This window comes from Paenibacillus sp. ATY16, from assembly GCF_003399985.2.
Classification (GTDB): Bacteria; Bacillota; Bacilli; order Paenibacillales; family Paenibacillaceae; genus Pristimantibacillus; species Pristimantibacillus glycanilyticus.
Genome location: NZ_NMOK02000017.1, coordinates 1 through 25,316, shown reverse-complemented (window position 1 = coordinate 25,316; position 25,316 = coordinate 1). Strand labels below are relative to the sequence as shown.

General features: G+C 51.0%; 20 protein-coding genes and 1 riboswitch. Of the genes, 18 read left to right on the top strand and 2 right to left on the bottom strand.

The window, feature by feature from the left end; translation table 11 throughout:
• Positions 1-67 precede the first annotated feature (67 nt).
• The 13 genes from CFI03_RS11045 to CFI03_RS10985 all read left to right on the top strand — a co-directional run bounded on the left by CFI03_RS11045 (position 68) and on the right by CFI03_RS10985 (position 13,839).
• The gene (locus CFI03_RS11045; RefSeq protein WP_248757450.1) at positions 68-1,720 is read left to right on the top strand and encodes a response regulator; all 1,653 of its coding nucleotides are present in this window, start codon (positions 68-70) and stop codon (positions 1,718-1,720) included.
• Positions 1,717-3,477: a cache domain-containing sensor histidine kinase gene (locus CFI03_RS11040; RefSeq protein ID WP_248757449.1), complete on the top strand. Its 1,761-nt coding sequence runs from the start codon at positions 1,717-1,719 to the stop codon at positions 3,475-3,477. The genes CFI03_RS11045 and CFI03_RS11040 overlap by 4 nt, the downstream gene beginning before the upstream one ends.
• A complete protein-coding gene (locus CFI03_RS11035; protein WP_248757448.1) occupies positions 3,474-4,457 on the top strand; it encodes a substrate-binding domain-containing protein in 984 nt (327 codons plus the stop codon). Before CFI03_RS11040 ends, CFI03_RS11035 begins: the two co-directional genes overlap by 4 nt.
• A 141-nt stretch (positions 4,458-4,598) precedes the next feature.
• Positions 4,599-5,615 (top strand): galactose ABC transporter substrate-binding protein, encoded by a 1,017-nt coding sequence (locus tag CFI03_RS11030; protein ID WP_127494446.1) that lies wholly within the window; start codon positions 4,599-4,601, stop codon positions 5,613-5,615.
• Positions 5,616-5,752: 137 nt separating this feature from the next.
• Positions 5,753-7,270, top strand: coding sequence for a sugar ABC transporter ATP-binding protein (locus CFI03_RS11025; protein WP_248757447.1), 1,518 nt, complete (start codon positions 5,753-5,755; stop codon positions 7,268-7,270).
• Positions 7,271-7,301: 31 nt separating this feature from the next.
• Positions 7,302-8,318, top strand: a complete 1,017-nt coding sequence (gene mglC / locus CFI03_RS11020) for a galactose/methyl galactoside ABC transporter permease MglC (RefSeq protein WP_127494442.1) — start codon at positions 7,302-7,304, stop codon at positions 8,316-8,318.
• A gap of 258 nt (positions 8,319-8,576) precedes the next feature.
• Positions 8,577-8,882, top strand: coding sequence for an urease subunit gamma (locus tag CFI03_RS11015; protein ID WP_248757446.1), 306 nt, complete (start codon positions 8,577-8,579; stop codon positions 8,880-8,882).
• Positions 8,883-8,910: 28 nt separating this feature from the next.
• Positions 8,911-9,279 (top strand): urease subunit beta, encoded by a 369-nt coding sequence (locus CFI03_RS11010; RefSeq protein WP_248757445.1) that lies wholly within the window; start codon positions 8,911-8,913, stop codon positions 9,277-9,279.
• On the top strand, positions 9,276-10,988 hold the full coding sequence (ureC, locus tag CFI03_RS11005; RefSeq protein ID WP_248757444.1) for an urease subunit alpha: 1,713 nt from the start codon (positions 9,276-9,278) through the stop codon (positions 10,986-10,988). The genes CFI03_RS11010 and ureC overlap by 4 nt, the downstream gene beginning before the upstream one ends.
• 17 nt (positions 10,989-11,005) lie before the next feature.
• A complete protein-coding gene (locus CFI03_RS11000) occupies positions 11,006-11,698 on the top strand; it encodes an urease accessory protein UreF (protein WP_248757443.1) in 693 nt (230 codons plus the stop codon).
• 26 nt (positions 11,699-11,724) lie between these two features.
• Positions 11,725-12,438 (top strand): urease accessory protein UreG, encoded by a 714-nt coding sequence (gene ureG / locus CFI03_RS10995; RefSeq protein WP_127494432.1) that lies wholly within the window; start codon positions 11,725-11,727, stop codon positions 12,436-12,438.
• Positions 12,439-12,440: 2 nt separating this feature from the next.
• Entirely contained in the window at positions 12,441-13,307 is an 867-nt protein-coding gene (locus CFI03_RS10990; protein ID WP_248757442.1) for an urease accessory protein UreD, read from the top strand.
• A gap of 70 nt (positions 13,308-13,377) precedes the next feature.
• Positions 13,378-13,839, top strand: a complete 462-nt coding sequence (locus CFI03_RS10985) for a MarR family winged helix-turn-helix transcriptional regulator (protein ID WP_248757441.1) — start codon at positions 13,378-13,380, stop codon at positions 13,837-13,839.
• A 66-nt stretch (positions 13,840-13,905) separates the two neighbouring features.
• On the opposite strand, the gene CFI03_RS10980 is transcribed toward CFI03_RS10985, so the two are convergent.
• Complete coding sequence (locus CFI03_RS10980) at positions 13,906-15,276, bottom strand: hypothetical protein (protein ID WP_248757440.1); 1,371 nt, start codon at positions 15,274-15,276, stop codon at positions 13,906-13,908.
• A gap of 231 nt (positions 15,277-15,507) precedes the next feature.
• Between CFI03_RS10980 and CFI03_RS10975 the strand changes: the two genes are divergently transcribed.
• The 5 genes from CFI03_RS10975 to queF all read left to right on the top strand — a co-directional run bounded on the left by CFI03_RS10975 (position 15,508) and on the right by queF (position 18,740).
• Complete coding sequence (locus CFI03_RS10975) at positions 15,508-16,185, top strand: sulfite oxidase-like oxidoreductase (RefSeq protein WP_248757439.1); 678 nt, start codon at positions 15,508-15,510, stop codon at positions 16,183-16,185.
• Between the two features lie 74 nt (positions 16,186-16,259).
• A riboswitch (PreQ1 riboswitch) is annotated at positions 16,260-16,303 on the top strand.
• Between the two features lie 93 nt (positions 16,304-16,396).
• Positions 16,397-17,062, top strand: coding sequence for a 7-cyano-7-deazaguanine synthase QueC (gene queC, locus CFI03_RS10970; protein WP_127494424.1), 666 nt, complete (start codon positions 16,397-16,399; stop codon positions 17,060-17,062).
• Positions 17,059-17,502 carry a 6-carboxytetrahydropterin synthase QueD gene (queD, locus tag CFI03_RS10965; protein ID WP_248757438.1) on the top strand — a complete coding sequence of 148 codons (444 nt, stop codon included), beginning with the start codon at positions 17,059-17,061 and terminating at the stop codon, positions 17,500-17,502. Before queC ends, queD begins: the two co-directional genes overlap by 4 nt.
• Entirely contained in the window at positions 17,495-18,223 is a 729-nt protein-coding gene (queE, locus tag CFI03_RS10960; protein ID WP_248757437.1) for a 7-carboxy-7-deazaguanine synthase QueE, read from the top strand. Before queD ends, queE begins: the two co-directional genes overlap by 8 nt.
• A 19-nt stretch (positions 18,224-18,242) precedes the next feature.
• Positions 18,243-18,740, top strand: coding sequence for a preQ(1) synthase (gene queF / locus CFI03_RS10955; RefSeq protein ID WP_015845875.1), 498 nt, complete (start codon positions 18,243-18,245; stop codon positions 18,738-18,740).
• Between the two features lie 275 nt (positions 18,741-19,015).
• On the opposite strand, the gene CFI03_RS10950 is transcribed toward queF, so the two are convergent.
• Complete coding sequence (locus CFI03_RS10950) at positions 19,016-24,742, bottom strand: carboxypeptidase regulatory-like domain-containing protein (protein WP_248757436.1); 5,727 nt, start codon at positions 24,740-24,742, stop codon at positions 19,016-19,018.
• Positions 24,743-25,316 lie beyond the last annotated feature (574 nt).

Below are 25,316 nucleotides of genomic sequence, written 5' to 3'. Positions count from 1 at the left end.
TTAATGTTATCGTCTTTTTATTTGTGGCAAAATGAGTACGGGTTTGATGAAGGAGGAAACAGACATCATGTATAAATTGCTGCTCGTTGATGACGAACCGGAAGTAACGGAAGGTCTAATGATGGAGATTGATTGGGAGAGCTGCGGCTTCTCCGAGGTTAGAACCGCCGGGAACGGGAAAGAAGCGACAGAGCTTATAGAAAAAATGGAGCCGGATGTGCTCATTACCGATATTAGCATGCCCTATATGAACGGCCTCGAGCTTGCCGATTGGGTGAAAAAAATGTATCCGATTACCCGCGTCGTTATTTTGACGGGGCATGACGAATTCGAATATGCCAAGCAGGCCATTAATTTGCAAGTGGAAAACTACCTGCTGAAACCTTTTTCGGGGAGCCAATTGACGGAAACGGTGCTTCAAGTGAAGCAGAGGATGGATGAAGAAAGGGAGATGCGGAACAACGTCGAGCTTCTGCGGGAGCATTACCGCATGACCTTGCCGATTGTCCGGGAAAAATTCCTTTCTTCCTTGATCACCCGCCATCAGTCGTTAGCAAGCATCCGAGAGAAAGCGGAGAAATACGGACTGGAGCTGGACGGAGAAGGTTATGTCGTATCGGTGATCTCTGTTCTTCATTCGGACAAGCCGGAGGAGGAGCTTGATCCTCTTCATGCGGTCTCCTCCATAAAAGACCTTGATCTGAAATTATTCTCCATTGCGAACATTGCGGGCGAGATTTGGACAAGGCATAAGCTGGGCAAAGTATTTATCCACCAGGATCAAGTTGTTCTATTTACGGTTAGTCCGGATGGCCGGGACGATGAAGTGATGGAAGCGACCCAGGATGCGCTGAAGGAAATTTTGCAGAGCATCGAACGATTTCTGAAGCTCCCCGTCATGATTGGAGTAGGGACGTTCACTCGGGATATCCGCAGCCTGAAGTATTCGTATGAGGCGGCAGAGGTGGCGCTTGATTACCGCAGAATTCTCGGGATTAATCAAATTATTTGCATCGACGATATGGAAGAGCGCATGCAGGAGAAGCTGATCTTTGACGAATGGAAAGAACAGAACCTGGTCAGGTCCATCAAGGTGGGAACGGAGCAGGAGCTGGCCGACGTCATCGATGAGCTGTTTGACGATCTCGCGCGCGTACAGGCGCCGGTACCGGTGCATACCTTCGAGCATTATTTGCTCGAGATGGTAACGGCTATTATCAAGCTGTCCAAAATGATTGACGACGGCAAAGACAACGACCCTATCTTTGCGGTGGGCATCTTGGATCAATATCAGAAGCTGAATACGCTTAATGAAACCAAAGCCTGGTTCACCGATCTTTGCGGCAAAGTAAGAAGCCGAATTGCGAGCCGGAGGCAGCATTCGTATAAGCATATCGTAGAGGAAGCGATTCAATTCACGAGAAGCCATTTCAACGACCGCGAGCTCTCGATAAACGTTGTCTGCGCGCATCTTCATATTAGCACGGGCTATTTCAGCAGCTTGTTCAAGAAGGAAGTGAAGATGACCTACGGCGCATACCTGCTGCAACTGCGCATGGAAGCGGCGAAGGAATATTTAAGAACGACGGAGCTGAAAACCTTCGAGATCGCGGAGAAGGTTGGCTTTGCCGACCCGAACTATTTCAGTCTTTGCTTTAAGAAGTACGCGGGAGTATCCGCCAAGGAATACCGCAGCGGCCTAACGGAGTCGTCCAGATGAAAAGCGGGAATAGCAGAAGCATTCAATACATTTTATCGGTCTCCCTCATCCTGTTCTCGGTCGTTATTATCGTTGTCGTAAGCACGGTGCTGTACAGCCGGTTTGCCACTACGGCGGAGGAGAACGCCTTCCGCAATTCGCAGCAGATTGTCGACCAGGTCAGCTACAGTCTGGAAAATAACGTGCAGGCGACATCCGATCTGTTCAACATGATGTACCACACGATTACGCAAAGCGGCGACGTGGACGCGGAGAGTCTCCAACGCCAGCTGGCGACGATGCTGTCTACCCGCGCGGATACGGTATCCCTTGCTTTGTTCGATGACAAAGGGCAGCTTGTCATGGACCTGCCCGACGTTACGTTGAAGAGCGCTTTGGACGTCACCGCGGAAAGCTGGTTCCAAAGCGCGCTGGATACGCCCAACCATTTGTCCATCTCGCTGCCGCATGTGCAAAATCTGTATAAGGAGCAGTTCAGATGGGTCGTTTCGCTTAGCAAGAGTATTACGATGATTCATAACGGCAAGCCGATCCAAGGCGTTCTGCTGCTTGACGTTAATTTCAACACGATAGACGAGCTGTCCGACAGAGTTAGTCTCGGCGAGAAAGGTTATGTCTACATTCTGGATGAATCGGCGGGCAATATTGTTTATCACCCCCAGTTGCAGCTTATTTATGCCGGACTAAAAAACGAGAACGTTGAGCTCGCGCTCAAACATACGTATGGCAGCTTTATCGACAAAACCTCCAGCGCAACCAAAATCATCAGTGTTCAGACAATCGGCAACGTAGGCTGGAAGGTTGTAGGCGTGTCCTACAAGGATGAAGCCATGACTTCCATTTCGGAGCTGAACAGATCCATGTTTCAGCTCCTTCTTGCATTAATTCTGATTGTTGTGCTGCTCTCGAGCATCGTCTCGCGGCGCATATCCAAGCCCATCAAGCAGCTTGAGCTGTCCATGAAAAATGTGGAGCACGGCAATTTTGAACAGACGGCCGTTGGCGAAGGTCCGCTTGAAGTCCGGCAGCTGGCCGACCGGTTTAACATCATGATCGGCACGATCAAGAAGCTGATGAGGCAGATCGTGACGGAGCAGGAAAGCAAACGCACCTATGAGCTTGAGGCTTTGCAAGCCCAGATTAATCCACATTTTCTATACAATACGCTTAATTCGGTTGTTCGCATGGTAGGGATGAACAAGAACGAAGAAGTGACCACGATGATCACTTCTTTATCGAAGCTGTTCCGGATTAGTCTCGGCAAAGGGAAAAGCGTCATTGCGATCGCCGATGAGCTAGAGCATGCCCGGAATTACCTCGTTATTCAGCAAATGAGGTTTAAGAACAAATTTGATTTTTCCATTGAGGCCGATGACGCCGTCTTGCGTTACGCCACTCTGAAACTAATCGTTCAACCGCTTATCGAGAACGCTCTTGTCCACGGCATCGAGCCTTCGGTAGACAAAGGCCATATACGGGTGTCTGCCAAGCTCGATGGCCAGGATATCGTTATTGAAGTAAATGATAACGGTCTTGGCATGAGCGAGGAGCGGCTGAAGCAGGTCAATGCCGGCCATGTGACCAGCTCCAAGGGCTCGGGAGTAGGCGTTATGAACGTACAGGAACGGATTCGGCTATTTTACGGTCAGGCTTACGGCCTGCATTTCGAAAGCGAGCTTGAGGAAGGAACAATTGTTACGGTTCGATTCCCGGCTATGGAACTGAAGCAGGCGGAAGGGAGGGAGCAGGGAGAATGAACCGGAGACAACGGATGATTGCTAGTATATTACTCGCCGTGACAGCCCTCGTTCTGCTTATTTCCGCTTTCAACCCTGGAATTCTGGAACGGAAACAGAAACCTTCGGATATAACGATTCAAGTTATTTTACGGTCAAGCGAAGGTGATTATTGGCAAAATGTCATGCTTGGCGCCCAGGCGGCGGTTAAGGAATTCGGCATTACGATGTACACGACCGCTTCTTACGATGAAACGGACGCCGACGGGCAGATGCAGGCCGCTAGGCAGGCGCTTGCAACAAAACCCGATGCGATCGTGCTTGCCGCCAGCGATGACGAGATTTTCGCGCCATTCCTGAAGGAAGCCGCAGAGCGGCATATACCGGTTATTGCCATCGACAGCGTGCTTACTTCGGGGAAGACGAGATCGTATATCGGCATGGATAATTACGAGGCAGGCGGGCAAGCACTCCGCGAATTGGCGGATCAGCTCGGAAGGCAAGGTGATATCGCCATTATCGCCCATGCAGCCGGGGGGATTAACGGCAGGCTAAGAGCCCAAGGTATTCTTGATGCTGCCTCCAGATACCCGAATATCCGTATCGTTGACCAGGTGACATGCAGCGGCGAACAAGATATTTGCAGCCAGACGGTAGCAGAGGAGCTGCATAAGCGGCACCTCGACGGCATTATCGCTTTGAATACGGAAGCTTCGATTGGCGCTGCCATGGAGCTGAGGAACGAGCAGGCGGGGAATCGGGTTAAGCTTATCGGCTTTGACAGCTCGCCGGAGCTGCTGGAGCTGCTGCAGGAGAATCAGCTGCAAAAGCTTATCGTGCAAAACCCTTTCAGTATGGGGTACCTCGGAATGAAATATGCAATGGAAGCCGCGCTTGGCCATAAAGTCCCATCCCGGGTCGAAATTCAGAACAAGCTGATCGACAAGAAAAACATGTTTTGGAAGGATAACCAGAAGCTTCTATTCCCCGTCGTTCAGTGATTAGAAACTGATGAGAATATTAATAAAAAAGATGAGAATATTAGATTCGAATCCATTTCAAATTTCGACATAATAAGGATGCAGCAAGCAAGCAATACGGCAAGCTCGCATTACTTAATTCACTCGGGGGGTATTACAGAGATGAAAAAATGGACAGTGGCTCTCGTAGCGGGAGCAATGGCACTTACGGCAGCAGGTTGCTCGAACTCGAATAACGGCGGCACCGGCGGCGGAAGCCTTCCTAAAACAGGCGTAGCGATTTACAAATTTGACGATACATTTATGAGCGGCGTGCGGAACTCGATCAGCAAAGCAGCTGAGGGTAACGTTAAGGTGGATATCGTTGACAGCCAAAACTCCCAGCCGACTCAAAACGATAAAGTTGACTTGTTCATCACGAAAAAAGTAAAAGCAATGGCGATTAACCCGGTTGACCGTACGGCAGCGGGCGTTATTATCGACAAAGCTCAAAAAGCGGACATTCCAGTCGTGTTCATCAACCGCGAACCGCTTGCAGACGACCTTGCGAAATGGGACAAAGCGTTCTTCGTAGGCGCGAAAGCGGAAGAGTCCGGCACAATGGAAGGCGAAATCATCGCCGACTACTGGAAGTCGCATCCTGAAGCCGACAAAAACGGCGACGGCGTTCTGCAATACGTCATGCTGAAGGGCGAACCGGGTCACCAAGACGCTGAGCTTCGCACGAAGTTCTCCGTTCAAGCGATCGAAGATGCAGGCATCAAGGTTCAAAAGCTGGCTGAAGATACGGCAATGTGGGACCGCGTTAAAGGTCAAGAGAAAATGGCAGCCTTCCTTGGTTCCCATGGCGACAAGATCGAAGCGGTTATCGCAAACAATGATGACATGGCACTCGGCGCAATCGAAGCTCTGAAAGCGGCAGGCTACTTTAAAGGCGACAAGAAAATGCCGGTTGTTGGCGTTGACGCAACGGACCCTGCAATGCAAGCCCTGAAAGACGGCACGATGCTTGGTACGGTTCTGAACGATGCCGACAACCAAGGTAAAGCTACGGTTATGCTGATGAAGGTTCTTGCAGCAGGCGAAACTCCTACCAAAGAAAACACGGGTTACGACATCACTGATGGCAAATACGTGTGGATTCCTTACCAAAAAGTAACGCAAGAGTCCGCTAAGTAATTGCATAGACAGTAACAAGCTTCAGAAAAATACAAATAACGAAACGAAAACAGGGAGCGACAACCGCACTTCCGTCGCCCCCTGTTTTTTTGTACCTTGCTTCTTGGATGGGAGCCGGATTAAAGGAGGCTATATTAATGGCAGAGCAGCATCCTTATTTGCTTGAGATGAACAATATTACGAAGACGTTCCCTGGCGTTAAAGCGCTTGACAACGTAACGCTGAAGGTTCGGCCGGGTACGGTTCACGCCTTGATGGGCGAGAACGGCGCGGGCAAATCAACGCTGATGAAATGCTTGTTCGGGATTTATCATCCGGACGCGGGCGAGATTTTCCTCAACGGACAAAAAGCAGATATCAAAAACTCGAAGGACGCCTTGAACAGCGGCGTATCCATGATTCACCAGGAGCTTCATCCGGTGCCTCAGCGCAGCGTAATGGAGAACATTTGGCTTGGCAGATTTCCGATGACGGGCGTTCGTCCGTTACGGTTTATTGACCATAAAAAGATGTACAAAGACACAGTCGCATTGTTTGAAGATTTGAACATGGACATTGATCCGAACCAGCTTGTCGGCGAATTGTCGGTGTCCAAAATTCAATCGCTTGAAATTGCGAAAGCCGTGTCGTTCAACTCGAGAGTTATCGTCATGGATGAACCTACTTCTTCCTTGACGGGCAACGAGGTTGAACATTTATTCGCGATTATTAACAAGCTGCGTGCACGCGGCGTAGCCATCATCTATATTTCGCACAAAATGGAAGAGATTTTGCGTATTTCCGATGACGTAACGATCATGCGCGACGGTAAATACATTGGAACTTGGGAATCCAAAGAGCTGACGATCGACATGATCATCCAGCGCATGGTAGGCCGCGATCTGTCGGAGCGTTTCCCGGAACGCACGAACGTGCCGGGAGAGGTAATGCTCAAGGTGGAGAACCTCACTTCCATACTCCCTCATTCTTTCAAAGACGTATCCTTTGAGCTTCGCAAAGGCGAAATTCTCGGGGTTGGCGGCCTTGTCGGCGCTCAGCGTACCGAATTGATCGAAGCCTTGTTTGGACTTCGTTCCGTGAAATCCGGCGCGATCTACAAAGACGGCAAGCCAATTACGATCAAATCTCCGATCGATGCGAAAAAGCATAAAATCGCGCTTCTGACGGAGGAACGCCGCGTAACCGGTATTTTCCCGGTGCTCAACATCACCGAGAATACGGCGATCGCCAACCTGGGTCTGTACAGAGGACCTTTTGGCTTCTTGAATGAATCGAAAATGCACGTTGAAGCGAAGAAAGGCGTCGAGAAGTTCAGAACCAAGACGCCGTCGGTCAACCAGCTGATCCGCAACCTGTCTGGCGGTAATCAGCAGAAGGTGCTTCTCGCACGCTGGCTGCTGACGGATCCGGACATTCTGCTCCTGGACGAGCCGACCCGCGGAATCGATATCGGCGCCAAATACGAGATTTATCAGATCATTATCGAGCTTGCGAAGCAAGGAAAGAGCATCATTATGATTTCGTCTGAAATGCCTGAGCTTATTGGTATGTCGGACCGGATTATGGTTATGTCGGAGGGCCGCGCAACGGGTATCCTCGACGGCAAAGACGCGACAGAACAAAGCATTATGAGGCTGGCCGCTCAGACGGGCTAATGATGAGGATTTGAAGGAGGATTAACAACTCATGGAAGCTACAAAAGGTTCAAGAGCTAGAAGTATATTTTCACAAAACGCGATCTGGATCGTTCTGATCCTTCTCATCGCTGCCATTACGATTATGGACACGAACTTCCTGTCCATTACGACATTCCGGGATATGCTTGTCCAATCGTCGACGCGTCTTATCATCGCTTTAGGCGCAGCGTTTATCCTGATTACGGCGGGAACGGACTTGTCGGCCGGCCGCGTAGTAGGTTTGACGGCGGTTGTATCCGCATCGATGCTGCAAAGCGCGGATTACGCGAACAAGTTTTTCCCGAACCTGCCGCATCTGCCTTTGATTCTTCCGATCCTGATTGCGGTCGTTGTAGGTCTCATTGTCGGCTTGATCAACGGTATAATCGTATCGAAATTTAACGTTCCGCCATTTATCGCAACGCTGGGTACAATGGTTGCCGTATACGGCGCGAACTCCCTGTATTTCGATATGCCGCCTAACCAATCGCAGCCAATCGGCGGTCTTCGCAAAGATTTCAGCGAGCTTGGCACGGGTTCGATCGGCAGCGGTGACTGGTCTCTGCCTTACATCGTATTGATCGCGATTTTCGTAGCGTTTATCGTATGGGTTGTTTTCAACAAGACGACTCTCGGCAAAAACATGTACGCGATCGGCGGCAACATCCAAGCCGCTCACGTATCCGGTATTAATGTAGCGAAATGTCTCATGTGGATCTATGGTATTGCCGGCGCTCTGTACGGTCTGGCCGGCGTTCTGGAAGCAGCTCGCACCGGCGGCGCGACAAACAACTACGGTAACATGTACGAGCTTGATGCGATCGCGGCCTGCGTAGTCGGCGGCGTATCCACAACAGGCGGCGTTGGCCGCGTGAAAGGCGTTATTGCAGGCGTATTGATCTTTACGGTAATCAACTACGGTCTGACTTACATCGGAGTGAGCCCTTACTGGCAGCTGATCATCAAAGGCGCGATCATCGTTGTAGCCGTAGCATTCGACATCCGTAAATATGTAGCGAAAAAATAAGTAATAAGCAAAAATAAAACCCGCGGAAGGGCGCTTGATGAAAGCGAATCTTCCAGCGGGTTTTTTGTTTTATTTATTTTCTACATATTAACCGTTAATTCGACAAGTTCATGTCATGTTTTGGAGAGTTATGTCTGTGTGAATGAGCTTATCTATTTGAAATGATCATATTTATGTAATATTACCTAACATAATTCCATTTACTTCAAACAGACAGCTGTCTATAATGAAACTAATACACTTGGGAGAGGTGGTAGCATGCAGCTAACTGAACGCGAAAAGGAGAAGCTTCTAATTACCATTGCGGCCGATTTAGCCAGGAGACGTTTGAACCGGGGAGTTAAGCTAAATTATCCGGAAAGCGTTGCGCTTATTACCTCGGAGATTATGGAAGGCGCCCGTGACGGGAAGACCGTAGCGGAATTAATGGAATACGGAACAAAGGTTTTAAAGCGTGAAGACGTTATGATCGGAATTCCGGAAATGATTCACGAGGTCCAAGTGGAGGCTACCTTCCCTGACGGAACCAAGCTGGTTACGATTCACCACCCCATCTCCAGCTAAGCTGGCGCGGCCAAGGAGGGAAGTTTAAATGATACCGGGAGAATACAGGATTAAGCCTGGCTCCATTGTACTGAATGCCGGACGCCGGACGGTGAAATCGATCGTTGTGAATACGGGCGATCGCCCCGTTCAGGTAGGTTCTCATTTTCATTTTTTTGAAGTAAACCGGGCTTTATCGTTTGACCGCGAAGCGGCCTTTGGCATGAGGCTTCATATTCCTGCCGGTACGGCGATCCGGTTCGAGCCGGGAGAAGAAAAACCGGTTACGCTGGTTGAGCTTGGCGGTTCGAAGCTGTCCTACGGGTTAAACGGACTATCCCAAGGCAAGGCGCAAGCCGGCAAGCTGCCGGAGGAAGTCCGCGCGCGTCTCAACGCATGGGAAGGAGAAGGCGAATGAGCGTCATTGACAGGCATAGATACGCGGCCATGTTTGGACCAACGACAGGGGATGCGGTACGGCTGGCGGATACCGAGCTATGGGCCGAAATCGAGAAGGATTATACCGTTTACGGCGATGAGTGCAAGTTTGGCGGCGGTAAGGTTATCCGTGACGGCATGGGACAATCAAGCGGCGCTCTTCGGGATGAAGGTGTACTTGATACTCTTATTACGAATGCCGTTATTATCGATCATTGGGGAGTCGTGAAGGCTGATATCGGAATTAAAGACGGCTTTATTGTCGGGATAGGCAAAGCAGGCAATCCGGACATTATGGACGGGGTTACGCCCGGCATGATAGCTGGCGCAAGTACCGAGGTGATTGCGGGCGAAGGGAAGATCATTACGGCTGGCGGCATAGATGCGCATATTCATTTTATATGTCCCCAACAAATCGAGACGGCTCTCTCTTCCGGCGTCACTACGATGATAGGCGGCGGTACGGGGCCGGCGACGGGAACAAACGCAACAACCGTTACCCCGGGGGCCTGGCATATGCGCAGAATGCTGGAAGCTGCAGAGCAGTTTCCGATGAATCTTGGTTTTACGGGCAAAGGGAATGCTTCGTTTACTGCTCCGTTAATCGAGCAGATTGAAGCGGGAGCGATTGGGCTGAAGCTGCATGAAGACTGGGGGACCACTCCGGCGGCCATTGATGCGTGCCTCAAGGCAGCCGATCAATACGACATTCAGGTTGCGATTCATACGGATACGCTGAACGAAGCGGGATTCGTGGAGGATACGCTTAGAGCGATTGGCGGCCGCACGATTCATACATACCATACGGAAGGCGCGGGCGGCGGTCATGCTCCCGATATTATCGTAGCGGCAGGGGAATTGAACGTGCTGCCATCCTCCACCAACCCGACAAGGCCTTTTACGATCAATACCATAGAAGAGCATCTGGATATGCTTATGGTCTGCCATCATCTGGACAGCCGCATACCGGAGGATGTGGCTTTCGCGGATTCCCGGATCCGGCCGGAGACGATAGCGGCGGAAGATATTCTTCATGATATCGGTGTCTTCAGCATGATCAGCTCGGATTCCCAGGCTATGGGGAGAGTTGGCGAGGTGATTATACGGACTTGGCAGACGGCGGATAAAATGAAGCGGCAGCGAGGGCCGCTGTCGCCCGATACCGTAAGCGATAACTTTCGTATCAAGCGTTACGTGGCGAAATATACGGTCAACCCGGCCATCACGCATGGCATTTCGCATTTGGTTGGCTCGGTCGAAGTCGGCAAATTCGCGGATCTGGTGCTCTGGCAGCCAATGTTTTTTGGCGTGAAGCCTGATTTGGTGCTGAAGGGCGGCAGTATTGCCTACGCTCAAATGGGTGATCCCAATGCGTCCATTCCAACCCCTCAGCCGGTATTCGGCAGGCCGATGTTCGCTTCCTTCGGCAAGGCCGTATACGGCAGCTCGATTACGTTTGTCTCGCAGGCGGCGTTTGACAACGGCATTGAACAGAAGCTTGGTCTACAGAAACGGATCGAGCCGGTAAAGGGCTGCCGGTCCGTTACGAAGAAGGACATGATTCATAACGACGCAACGCCTTTGATCGAGGTTGATCCCGAGACCTACAGGGTAACGGTGGATGGGGAGCTTGTGACCTGCGAGCCGGCGAAGTCGCTGCCGATGGCTCAGCGTTACTTTTTATTCTAAGGAAGGGCGGTTAGCTGATGGGTAATTCCGCGGCTTGGCTCGCCATGCAGCAGCTGTTGGACTCTGCCCTGCCGATCGGCGGGTTTTCCCACTCGTTTGGTCTCGAGACGATGGTGCAGGAAGGGCGGATCGTTCATAGCTCGCAGCTATATGAATATGCTTCGGTTATGATGCGGCAAAGCTGGGCAACCTCGGATGCAATGATCATCCGGGCTGTATACAGGGATGCTCCGCATGATGATTGGAACCGGTTGTTTGCCGTCGAGCGGCTTGTGCATGTACAGCGGATTGCGGTAGAGACGAGAGTTGGCATGGAGAAGATGGGGCGCCGTCTGCTGCAGCTTGCCGCTGCCATTCATCCTCAGCTTGATTGGTCGTTATTCAATGAAGCTTTGCGGCATAGGAAATGTCAGGCTACCCATCCGCTTGTACACGGTTATATCTGCTGGCGGCTTGGCGTAGAGGAAGAACGGGCTATTCAAGGCTATTTGTACACTTGCGTGGTTACATGCGTGAACAGCGCCCTAAGGCTTATGTCCATCGGGCAGACCGAGGGGCAATCGCTTATCGCAAGGTTGTCGTTAGGAATAGACGAAGCAACGGAGCTGGCCATGTCGATGGAACCCGAGGAGGCGTATTCGAATATGCCGATGGCAGAGCTTGCCATGATCCGGCATGAGGGTTTGTATTCGCGTTTATTTATGTCATAACCATAATGAGAAAGCGGGGAATTGCAATGTGCCAAGGTCAAGGTCATACGCATAAAGAATGGGAGAAGCCGGTTATCGATGGATCGCGTCCGGTTCGGATCGGAATCGGAGGTCCGGTTGGTTCGGGCAAAACCGCGTTGGTGGAGCGGCTGTCGAGGGAGCTTTGCGAGAAATACAGCTTGGCCGTTATTACGAATGATATTTACACAAAGGAAGATGCGAGGATTCTCGTAAATACGGGAGTGCTTCCCGAAGAACGGATTCTCGGAGTAGAGACGGGCGGCTGTCCGCATACGGCTATCCGGGAGGATGCGTCGATGAACTTCGAAGCCATTGAAGAGCTGCAGAGCAGATTCGAGAAGCTGGACCTGATCTTTATCGAGAGCGGCGGCGACAATCTGGCAGCTGCCTTTAGCCCGGAGCTGGTGGATCTCTTTATCTATATTATCGACGTTGCCCAAGGGGAAAAAATTCCGCGCAAAGGCGGCCCTGGCATTATGCGTTCGGATCTGCTCGTGATTAACAAGATCGACCTTGCCCCGTATGTCGGTGCAAGCCTGGAAGTGATGGATGCGGATTCGAAGCGGATGCGGGGCGATCGTCCGTTTGTCTTTTCCAACATGTTTGGCGGCGATGGGGTAGCCGAAATCGTTGGCTGGCTGGAGCATGAGCTTGCGCATGCGCGGGGTGAAGCGCACACCCATATCGTGCAGCTCGGCTCCATGCCTCATAAGCATTAGGAATGGCTGCAGATTTACGGGAAGAGCGCGCGGTACGGAACTCTGTGCTGCGCGCTTCCTTTCATTTTAAGGAAGGTGCAACACGGCTCTCGGATAAGTATCATACCTCGCCCATTAAGATCGCCAAGAGTTTTCCGCTTCAAGACCAGTTGGCTGTAATCGTTATGGATTCTTCTCCCGGTCTGCTGGTCGGGGACCGGTACGAAATGGAATGGCAGGCGCATGGCTTCTCACATGCTTATATCACGACCCAGTCTTATATGAAGGTTCATCCTAGTCCGCTTGATGGCGGGGAGGTGGGGTCCTCGATTTGTCAAACCTTCCGGCTTGGTCCAGAAGCCGTTATTGAACATATGCCGGAGCCGGTTATGCTGTTTAAGGACGCCAGTCTGCGCAGCGAAACCAATGTCTATTTGGAATCCGGAGCCGTGTGGATGCAGGCGGATATTCTTTGTCCGGGACGTACGCTGCGCCAAGAGAAGTTCCAATACGGAGAATTTCGGAACAGCTTGTCCGTTTATTGCAAGGATGAGCTGATATTCGCCCAGCGGCAACGGATAGTGCCTAGCGAACATAAGCTTGCGGCTCCCGGCTGTTGGGAGGAGATGACGCATATGGCGACCTTTTGCCTGTTTACCGATCGATTAACGGCTTCGCAGATTGCGTCCATGAAAGAGCTTATTCAGGAAATGCCTGAATACGGCTCGCATCCGGTTGTGATGGGACTGTCCGACACTCACCGTTACGGTCTTGTCGCTGCAGCTGCGTCTACCGCGGCATGGCCGCTGCAAGAGGCTATGCGCTTTCTCTGGCAAGGCGCAAGGAAGATCGTACTCAGCAAAGAATCGATTGGTTTGCTTAATTCTTAGGGCTGGACTTGGCTATGCGTTCAAAACACGGTATATTTATAGATATGAATGTATTAGCGAGGGTGGATGGATGAATCTGGATCAGGAGAAGCTTCTTAAACTAAGAGAGATGGATGACGTTTTCCGCAAGCTGCGCAGGCTGATTAACGCGGAATATAACCGGTTTAATGTTCACGGCCTTGGGATGACGGAAGGCAAGATGGTTATTATTCTTGCGCAGCATGGACCCCAGAAGGCATCTGCCATGGCAGAATGGCTTCGTATTACAAGCGGCGCCGTAACGGGAATTTCGGATCGCCTGATCGACCTGGGCTACGTGGAGCGTTCGCGGAGCGAGTACGACCGTCGTATCGTTATGCTAAGCGTAACCGACGAAGGCCGCAAGCTGGTGGATCATGTCATGGAAATGCGCGAGCGTATTATGCTTAAACTGTATGACGGCTTCGAGCTTGACGATATTGATAAAGCAACGGATATCTTCATCCGGATGGCAGCGAATCTGGATCCGAAGAGCGATGCATCGGAAGAATAAATGATCATAAAAGGACTGTCCCGCAGCCAGATGGCTATGGGACAGTCCATATTTTTTACTATAGGATCATAGGGATTCGCCGTTCAGATAATTAAAGAATGGTTTGTCGACCCAAATCGGATAGGATTGGATGTCGAGGCCAGTGCCAAGTTTTTTGAATCCTTCCGCAATAGCGGCGGACGGCTCGTTTAACGAGAAGGATTGCGCGTAATAGTGGCCTGCTCCTGTAATTTTGTTGTTTGTGATTTGGATATAGTCATCCAGCTTGGTTGCGGAATAGTAGAGCGGCTGCCACCATGAGCTGGCGATAAGGCCGGTCTGGTCCTCGCTGTTTTTCTTCGCGTATTGCAGAATAACCGGCTGGAAGCGGGCTTTGTCCGCGGCATTCGCGAATTCGAATTTCAGATCGTATTCTTTGGCGTAAGCGATGTAATTGCCGTTCTCGATTTGGACCACCTTATAGTTCTCCGTTTGAACGGGCTCGCCCCACTCCTTCAAATAAATGAATGCGGAAGTTTTAGGCTCGAACTGTACTTTGGCACGGATTCCTTCGCTGCGGAGCAAGCCGATCAGCTGAACCGCATGCTTCAGGTTATCGTGGCCGTATGTAAGAGTGAGCGAATCGACGAAGTTGGCGTCGAAACGGTTATCCTTCAGATTGTAGCCGGTAACGAGATTTTGCTTAAGGGCCGTATCCACTACCGTTTGGAGCTCAGGCGACTGAATGATATCGGAGGTGTTGTAGGCATCCGCCAGCTTGCCGTAGATATCGGCATCGGAAGTATAACCGATATAATGCTTATACTCTCCTTTAATGGAAAGGATCTGTACGAGAAGGGCTTCCGCCAGATCAGCCGATGCGGCTTTTCCTTTCACTTCTTTATAGAAGGAGGAAGGAAGCAGTCCGCTATGTACGGCAGCCGCAAGCTCCTGCGCGGCGGACAGGCTAAGTCCTGCAGGCGAGTAGCCGATTTGCTTCAGCGCGTCGGTTGTTTTGCTTTGCGGGTAAGAATGGGCAAGCTCGGCCAGGCCGGCTGCTTTTACGGCGATAAAAAGCGCGCTGGTTGCTTGGAGCGGCTTATCGGCCTCGATTTTTAGAGAAGTGATAATCCCCTGCTCATATAATGCCGCTGCGGATGAATAATAAGGACTGTCGGCTCCAAGATCGCTGAAGACCGGTTGGGATTTGGCAGCCCCGAGATGAAGCACCTTGGCTACTTGCTGAATGAATTGTCCCTTTGTAACCGTTCCTTGCTGGAAAGCAATGCCGAATTTCTCTTGCAAGAACTGCTCGTATTCTGTTATAGATGTAGTAGAAGATTGCAAGACTGTTGGACTTGCCGCAGCTTGGGCTGCGGACAGGGGCAAGGCGGCAGAGAAAAGAAGGGATAATGCCAGCGATCCGGAAAGGATCCATTTGTTCCGTACATTCATCATTCAAAACCTCCATTGAAATAAATAGAATAAATTAATTTGATTAATCCACTCGGAATTGTATGGAAATATTATCATTGTTACAAATTGGTGTCAATAGCCGAAAGGCGCAAGTCACGGATTGCATGCTATAGTAGAATGGAAATACATAAGCTTAGGCTTACGAAGCAAGAATCATCGCGAACGGCCTACTCTCAGCTGTTAGGGTGATCATTCTTTCAGGAGGCTAACAACATGAACACAAGCAAGAAAGCGGAACGTTTGAAGAAAGCTCCTTCACTCAAGGCGAATGTCGCTCCCGAGCTGGCTCATCGCGTGCCGCCCGGTCAGACAACGACGGACCGCTTCCCGATCCTGCATGAAGGGGAAGTGCCGGAGTACGATATGTCCACATGGACCTTGCGCGTATTTGGCGAAGTGGAAGAGGAAAAGGTGTTTACATACGAGCAATTGATGGCTCTTCCTCAGATAAAGCAGATGAACGATATTCATTGCGTTACCCGTTGGTCGAAGCTGGATACCGAATGGGAAGGCGTTCGATTCACGGATCTGATGAAGCTGGTTCAAGTGAATCCGGAAGCCAAATACGTCATGATCCACGCCGATCAGGACTACGAGACGAATCTTCCGCTTAAAGATCTGCTGCATGACAACATCCTGCTGGCGCACAGCTTCGACGGTGAACAGCTGACCGCCAAGCATGGCTGGCCGCTGCGGCTGCTTGTTCCGCATCTGTATTTCTGGAAGAGCGCCAAGTGGATCAGGGGGATTGAATTCATGAAGGAAGACCGTCCGGGCTTCTGGGAAAGAAACGGCTTCCATAATTATGCCGATCCGTTCCGCGAGCAGCGTTTCTCTGGCGAAGATCTTGGCTTGCCGGAAGACGAATGGCATCACAAGGATTTCGATTAATTGGCATATAGCCGGATAACTAGAGATATGGTATAGTACGTAGGTACATTCGAATAAATGCTGGAGCAGAAGCTTCAGGAGAGGTTCGCGAACTCCCTCTATAAAAAACTAAGAACTGGAATCTATTCTGATTCCATTTTTTTCGTTTTGAGACATGTGTACAGGGTTTTGTTCGAAGGGTCTCTCCCTCATTTAAGGGAGGAGAAGGAAGATGAAAAAAGGAAAAGCGGTAGTCGTATTCAGCGGCGGGCAAGACAGCACAACCTGTCTGTTCTGGGCGCTGGAACGCTACGAAGAGGTAGAAGCGGTCACCTTCAACTACGGGCAGCGACATGCGCTCGAGCTGGAATGCGCCGCGCAGATTGCCGAAGAGCTAGGGGTAAGGCATCATGTGCTTGACATGTCGCTGCTGGGTCAGCTGACACCTAACGCTCTGACCCGCTCGGATATCGAGATCGAGCATCAGGAAGGCGGCTTGCCGACTACGTTTGTAGACGGCCGGAATTTATTGTTCCTGTCCTTTGCGGCGGTGCTTGCGAAGCAGATCGGAGCAAGAGCGATCGTAACCGGCGTATGCGAGACGGATTTCAGCGGTTATCCGGATTGCCGGGATATTTTTATCAAATCGCTTAATGTAACGCTTAATTTGTCGATGGATTACCCGTTTGTGATCGAGACGCCTCTGATGTGGCTAGATAAAGCCGAGACTTGGGAGCTGGCTGACCAGCTTGGCGCTTTTGAATATGTACGGACCAAGACATTAACCTGCTATAACGGCGTAATTGCGGATGGATGCGGAGAATGCCCGGCCTGCAAGCTGCGGAGCCAGGGGCTGAACCGTTACTTGGCCTCCAAAGAGGAGGGGAAAGCGGAATGATTCAGCAAATTTATCCAAGCGTCCAGCATTCCTTTCAATATGAATTAAACAAAGACATGCAGTTTGCCGCAGCGCATTCCATTCCTACCGAGGAAGCGGGACATTGCGCGCGCGTGCACGGGCATACGTATTTCGCTAACGTGACGATTGCCGGCGATGAGCTCGATTCGTCCGGATTTCTGGTGAATTTCGCAGCGGTGAAGAAGCTTATTCATAACCGCTTTGACCATACGTATTTGAATGATCATACAGACGTATTTGACAATAACGACCCGAACCGTTTTCCAACCACTGAGGTTGTTGCCCGGACGATTTACGAGATTGTCCAAGCTTTTCTCGACGAAACCCCGAATAAGGCAACCTGCGTACAGGTTTTCCTGAGAGAGACGCCAACCAGCTACTGCATTTACCGTCCGAAGAAGGCGGCAAGCCATGGCTGAGAAACGTATTCCGGTCATGGAAATATTCGGGCCAACCGTGCAGGGCGAAGGAATGGTTATCGGGCAAAAGACGATGTTCGTCCGTACCGCAGGCTGCGATTACTCCTGCTCGTGGTGCGATTCCGCATTTACATGGGACGGAACGGGGAAAGACGATATCCGCATGCTGACAGCAGGCGAGATTGTAGGCGAGCTCCGGGAGCTCGGAGGGAATACCTTTTCCCATGTGACCTTGTCGGGCGGCAATCCGGCCTTGCTGAAAAATGCGGATGAGCTGGTGGATGCCCTTCATCGCGACGGCGTTCGCGTTGCGGTAGAGACGCAAGGCAGCCGTTGGCAGGATTGGCTTCTAGCTATTGACGAGCTGACCTTGTCGCCGAAGCCTCCAAGCTCCGGCATGACGACGAATTGGGAAGTGCTTGACGAAATCGTTGAGAAGCTTTTAGGTGGAAGTAACCCTTTCAGCTTGAAGGTTGTTGTATTTGATGAACAGGATTTGGCTTATGCCGCCAAGGTGCATAACCGTTACCCGGACGTGACTTTTTTTGTGCAGACGGGCAATGACGATTTGATTGAGGGAGATAACGGGAAGCTGGCGGCCAAGCTGATTGAACGCTATGAATGGCTTATTGAACAAGTTATGAAACGCGAAGATATGACGAACGTTAGAGTGCTTCCGCAGCTACATGCCCTGGTATGGGGCAACAAACGCGGTGTTTAGGAAGAAGGGAGACAATTCAATGTCTGGAAGAAACGAAGAGGAATTGCAAGGAATCAGCCTGCTGGGCAATCAGGGAACGCGTTATCCGATGGAATATTCGCCTGCGGTGCTGGAGGCTTTCGATAATAAACATCCTTACCGGGATTATTTCGTGAAGTTTAACTGTCCGGAATTCACAAGCCTGTGCCCAATGACGGGCCAGCCGGATTTCGCGACGATTTATATTTCCTATATTCCCGATGTAAAAATGGTCGAGAGCAAGTCGCTCAAGCTGTACCTGTTCAGCTTCCGCAACCATGGCGATTTCCATGAGGACTGCATGAACATTATTATGAACGACCTGATCGAGCTGATGCAGCCTCGTTACATCGAGGTATGGGGCAAGTTCACGCCGCGCGGCGGCATTTCGATCGATCCGTATTGCAACTACGGCAAGCCGGGTACCAAATACGAGCAAATGGCCGAGCAGCGGCTGTTTAATCATGATATGTATCCGGAGAAAGTGGATAATCGATAATCGGAGGCTAGTTGGGGAGGGGATGGTTATCTCGTGAGGTGATGCGTCACCTTCCGGCCCACCGAAACAGGATGCTTATTATGAGGCAGTGCAGCAAAAAGGACCACGGATTAACTTCCGTGGTCCTTTTTTGTTTCCTCTCCATAACAGAAACGGTAGTGTTCGCCTTTGCCCCCAATTTCAACCGCTAAAGCGGTTTGGAATGAAGAAATTCGGGGGCAACAGCGATCGGAAGAACATTCAAATGCGCAGGAACCGCTGGTTAATTTCTCCAGCTATTCCTCTTCTTCGTCAATAAGAGTGATATCCAAGATTGTGGTCTGGCCGTCGAGGATCGTTGGCATGCGTACCGCGGTTTGCTTGCCCGGGAAGGAAAATTCCGCTGTTGGCATGCCTGCCGCAATATTGGAGAAGGCGTATTGACCGCTGCTGTTACTGATGATTTGCCGGATCAATTCACGGTTGGCCGTATTAATCTCGGCGAGCGCCAAATCCAGCGGGTTGCCCGAAGTATCTCTGATCGTGCCGCGAAGCGTTCCGAATGCTGCGCTTAGCGTAAGGTCTGCTCTTGAAATAGTGGTTGCATTAGTCGTCAGCGAAGTTGCTGCAGAGCCGTACGAAGGCGCAGTTCCCGTAACGTTGTACGTGCCTGGCGGAACAGGGTTTGTCGTGTAAGAACCATTAAGATCCGTAATGGCGGTTTGAACCGCTATTTTCGTCGAAGCATCCAATACATGAACAACGGAACCTGGTATTGGAGCGGCATCGACATTGCTCGTGACGATACCCGTTATAGGGAAAGATTGGTCAACTGCCGATATGGCAACGTTAGCGGTTTGCGTCTGGCCGAGCTGCCCCGGAATGGCCGTTGTTGACGTACCCGCGGATGGCTGGCTTACCACAATGGTCTGCTCACCGGCCGGAATGCTAGGCACAACGTATTCGCCGTTGCTGTCAGTTATTCCGTTGCCTCCGGTTACGCCGTTGTTATCGACGATGGTGACGGAGGTGTTTGGGAGCGGCTGGCGTCCCGGACCGGTAGTTACCGTACCGCCGACTCCGGTTTTTATTTGAACAAGCGCAAAAGTGACGATCGTTGTCTCCCCCCGCTTAACAAGGGTAGAGGATTGCTGGGTTGTAAATCCTTGCAGCGAAGCGGTTAATGCGTAATTGCTGGCGGCTACTTCGCCAAGATCGAATTGACCGTTATTGTCGGTTAACAACGTAGATAGAGGCGGCCCGAAGTTGTTGTATTGAAGCAATTGGACCGTAACGCCGGCTAGCGGTGCACCGGTTTGCTTATTTATCGCGCTGCCTATTAACCGTCCGGGCAATGGTTGCAGGGCAAAGCTGTAGCGGGTAGTCTCGCCTGAAGCTATAGTAAATCCGCCAAACTCGGCAGCGTAGCCGGGTGCATTGGCGATTGCTTTATAGCTGCCCGGAGCTAATGCCGGGAATGCGTATTCTCCGCCGTTATCGCTAAGAATGGTACCGACCACTGCGCCTGTAGAAGCGTCGGTTATCCGGATTTCAGCTCCCGCTACGTTGGCTCCATTGGTCAGATCGCTGACGAAGCCTGCGACTGCGCCCGGAAGCGGGGTAAGCTGCAGACCCGTAACGGAAGTTTGGCCGCTTCGCGTGACAACGGCCGATACTCCGGTCCCGAAGCCGGATGCCACAGCCGAGATGACTAAGTTGCCAGCAGGGACGCCCGAAATCGTGAAGCTGCCCGTATCATCGGTAAAGACCGTATCAACGGGAAGTCCGTCAATATCGGTAAGAATGATAAGGCCGCCGCTAATTGGAGCTGAGGTGGCACTATTTTTAACCGTCCCGATTACTGTCGCGGTCTGCGGTGTTAGTTGAATCTGTACGGAGGTTGTAGTGCCTGCTCTAACCGTAAGGCCGATGGTTTCCGTCTCGAAGAAAGGAGAAGATACCGAAAGGACATATTCACCCGCCGATACGCCGTTAATGAGAAAGGTTCCGTCTACCTCGACGAATATAGTCTCAATCAAGGTGCCGTCTTTGGAGTAGAGCTTTATTCTTGTGTCGTTTGCTCCGATTGGATGGCCTGCCGTATCGGTTACCGTACCGCTAATTGCGCCGAATAATGGACTTAATGCCAAGTTTGCCAAAGAGAATCCGTTGCTTTCGACGGATGTTCCGAGTGCGCCGGTTGCATAATGATTGGCTTTGGCAATAACGGTATACGAACCGGGCTGCAGCCCGCTTATTTGGAAATTACCGAATGGCGTTGTGGTTGCGGAGGCAATCGAGAGGCCGGTAGCCTCGCTCAGCCGGATTTCGACGCTTGCGCCAGGTATTACTAACCCTGTTGACTGATCGGTGATTTGTCCGCTAAGTGTGCCCGGGTCCGGCGTAAGCACGAAGTTAACTCCGTTTACGATTTCGCCGGGGTCCACAAATGCGCCTTGTACCTGGGTGCTGAAGTTTGGAGCGGATGCAATGACTGTTTTAGTCCCAGCAGGTATTGCATCAATGACATAGCTGCCGTCTCCTTGCGTCGGACCGATTCCGCGGACGGATTCATTGCTGTTTAGTACTTTCACGACAGCTGTCGGAATCGGATTGCCCGCAGGATCAATGACAGTGCCGGATATTTGACCGGGGTTAGGCGAGAGATTAATCGTTACATGGGTCGTCTGTCCGCTAAGAATGGAAGCTCCTGCAGCTTGAGAGGAGTAGCCCATGGCAATCGCCGTCACATAATATGAGCCTATTTTTTCCCCGATAAAAGTAAAGGTCCCGTCTGGCCGTGTGAAGACGGAAGATATAAGAATGTTATTATTGTTGAACAATTGAACGACTGCGCCGCCTATGGCCGGCGAGACTTCTCCTGCCAAGGTGCCGGGATTTGGCTGAAGGGTAAAATTGATTGGTGAAATGGAGTTGGAATGAACGATGCCTCCCAGCACTTCTCCCTCGTAATTCAGAGCGTGAACGGCTACCGTGTAGCTGCCCGGAGGCAGGCCGTCGAATTGGTATCCGCTTTTTGTATCCGCAATTAATGAAGCAACGAGAAAGTTATTGCTGTCGGTGAGGGTTACGGCTACGCCTAATATGGTTGAGCCTGTGACCGCATCTGTAATTTGTCCGGCGATGCTTCCCGGATCCGGGTAAAGAACCAACCGGACATTGGCAGTCTGATCCGACGTAACGCCCAGAGTAGCGGATGCCGTTTGGAAATCGGCGGCAGATGCCAGAATGGTATAAATACTTGGAGTAAGGGTGCTGACCAGGAAATGTCCGTCCGAATCGGAGAAAATAGTAGCGATAACAACGCCTGTTCCTGACAGCATCTTGATCGCGACAGCCGCTCCTGCTACAGGCACTCCGTTTGAATCAACAACGGTTCCCATAACGGAGCCGGGATTTGGTTCTAGCACGAAGTTGAGAACCGAGCGGGTGTCCGCCACAACGGCAACGCTTTGGAAAGTGCTTTGATAAGGGGTGGCAGCCGCAGTTACGAGATATTGCAATGGCAGCAAATTTTCGACCAGATAAGTGCCGTCCGTTTGGGTCACAAAGCGGGTAAGAAGCAAGCCGCCTCCAGCAACGTTGACATTAAGCGAGATGATCGCGCCGGCAATAGGATTGCCCGCAGCGTTTGTTACCGTACCTGTAAGCGAACCCTGAATAGGGAATAGAATAAAGTTCTCGGTGGTCGTCTGGCCTGGATTGACCGTTACGCTAAAGGATTGTCCGCCGTACCCGTCAGCCCTAATGGTGACAAAATAAACGCCGGGAGCCAAATTCCCGATATCATAAGACCCGTCTTCCAGAGTGGCTACTCTGACCACGATAATATTATTTAAAAAGACCCGGATAATCGCGTCTTGAACGGATGCCCCCGTTACTGAATCCGTAACCCGTCCGCTGATTGCGCCGGCAAGCTGCTCAAGCCCGACATTAAGCGTTGTTGTAGAAGCGGCTTTTATCATGGCCCCAATCGTCTGGCCCGCGTAACCTTCCTCGGCGATGATTATGGAATAGGAGCCGGGCGCTAGCGAAGGAATCGTATAGCTTCCGTCTGCAGCCGTGGAGGTGGTTTGAAGCGTGATGCCTTCCGAGGTAAAGACCCGGATGCTTGTTCCTGCGAGCGGTGCCCCCGTTACGGCATCCGTAATGGTACCGGACAGTGCTCCAGCGACGGGCGATAAAGCGGCGTTTACGGTTTTGGTTTGTCCTGCGGCTATAGAAAAACCGATAACCTGCGCCACGAAAGTATCGGCGGATAATCGAAGCCTGTCATTTGTCGCGGGAGACAGCGAGGCAATCGTATAAATGCCCGCGGCATCGGTGGTAGCGGATGCCAATATGCTGTTGCGATTATCGAGAGCTTCAACCAGCACGCCGGGTAATGGTGTTCCTGTTTGCGCGTTTGTGACTGCTCCGGTGATCGTTCCCGGATTGGGCGCTAACGCGGCATTTAATATCCGGTTCTCGGCAACCGATAAGGTAACGGGAAAGTCTTGTGCCTGATATTGATCGGCGGAAAAGCTAACCCGGTAGTACCGGGGAGTCAATCCGTTTACGACGTAAGAACCTGCGGCGTTCGTAACAGTCTGGGTTGTCAGCACGCCAATCGAATCCGTAACACTCACAACCGCGCCGGCAATTGGACCGCCGGTGCCGGAAGCCGTTATCGTACCCTGGACGACAGCCGGAATCGGTACAAGAGTGATGTTTACGGTTTGAACGGCTCCAGCGATAACAGTTGCTGCTGCCGCAGCGGCTTGATAGCCATTAAGGCTGAAGGCGAGATTGTAGCTTCCGGCAGGAAGCTGGGGAAGGCCGTATACGCCTCCGCCATTTGAAGTAGTCTGACCGGTATTTGTGCCTGCGGGTACAGCCGTGGCTTGGACGTTTACCCCGGTAAGCGGCAAGCCGGTAGACTTGTCGATGATTGTACCGGTTACCCCGCCAAGAGCGACAACGGATACCGCAGCCGAAGATACTGGCGTATCGATCGTGCCGCCGGTAAAGCTGTCGACGGCGGTGACCGTTTTGGAATCAACCGTTCTGGAGCCAGCCGCATTGAATTGACCGGAGGCTTGATAGGTCAGCGAAGCTGCCGCTCCTGCGGCCAAGTTGCCGATGTACCAGGTTAATGTATTTGTTGTAATATTGTATGCCGTAGTACCTTGCGTTTTTTGCGCGACGGATAAAGAAATGGGCTTATCGAACAAGAATGGCGCCTGGAGAAAAATCGTAGTTGCCTGGCTTCTTCCCGTATTTGCAACGTTAATTGTTCCCGTGAAGTTTGAGCTCTGGCCGGCGACGACGGGGAAAACGGAAGGAAGTACGGTTTGCGTGACGGTCAGCTTCGCCCGCACGTCTCCACCGGCAATGGTAACCGGATCGCAGAATAATGTGCTTAAGGTTTGGCCGACTCCAATAAAGTCTTTATTGAAGTTGTTATTGTTCGTTGCTGTAAAAAACAAGAACCGAATGGAAGTCTGAGCGGAAATGCCAAGGAGGGAGAATAACGTTTGTGCGGGAACAAAGAAATCGATAAAATAATTGGTTGCGCTGCCTAGCTGGGAGCCGTCATCAGCGGGCTGGGCTCTTGCGATATCGAAATTGCAAATCGCTTCGTTGAAGCTTGGCTTTCCTTTGCCGTCGGTTCCTTCCGCCTGGTCGGTTAGCAGATTTGGCAGCTTGACGGTGTTCACGATCAGCTGTACCTCGTTGTCCAATCCGTTTACGACGAGTTCCCATTCGTAAGTAGCCGGGTTGTTGTCGGTGTCGAACAATACGCCCCAAGCGAAATTGCGGAAGCTGGTTTTGAACCTAGGGTCCGTGTTTAGGCGTATGCGAAAATAAACGTTGGTTCCGTCATACGCATAGTAAGCTGCGGGAAACTGGGCATCTCCTACAATGTCTGTTTCATCCGGGTTAACGTCACGGACGGGATCAACTACGTTTATATTGTTTTGTTTCAAGGGAACGAATTGCGAACTGCTTGGAAATGGCATCCTCAGGCTTAACCTCCATTAATGTAAGGGTTTATTTCGGAAGATGATACTATTTTCATGTATATGAAGTCCGCCCTTAATGGAAGCAAGTACGACTTGTAAAAAAAGCAGAGATCTTTGCGCAAAGATCTCTGCTTTTTTAATTAGTGGTTGTTGCCGGAGGAATTGCCTTTCTTATCGGAAGACTTGGTTTGCGTGTTTTTATTCGCATGACCTTGCTGCTTGGACATTTGGTTCACCTCCTGCGAGCAATGCTTTGTGGGCTGTTAACGGCCAACGGCGTTATTTTACGCAGTTTTTTGTTTTTTTACGAATCATCCATCCTACCGTGTTAAGAAGCCGTGTTGGACATGCTTCAATATTTTGGAATGAATAAAATTTTAAAAAAATGCTTGCACTTGAATTAGAATCCATGGTATATTCTTATTCCGGCCGCGAGAGACAAGCGGTTCGGACGAAAAGCTGAATATCATATAGAAATTCGATGGAAAATAAAGCTTGACACTGAATTCGATAACGTGATATGATATACCGCGTTGTTGAAAAATTGTTCTTTGAAAACTGAACAACGAGC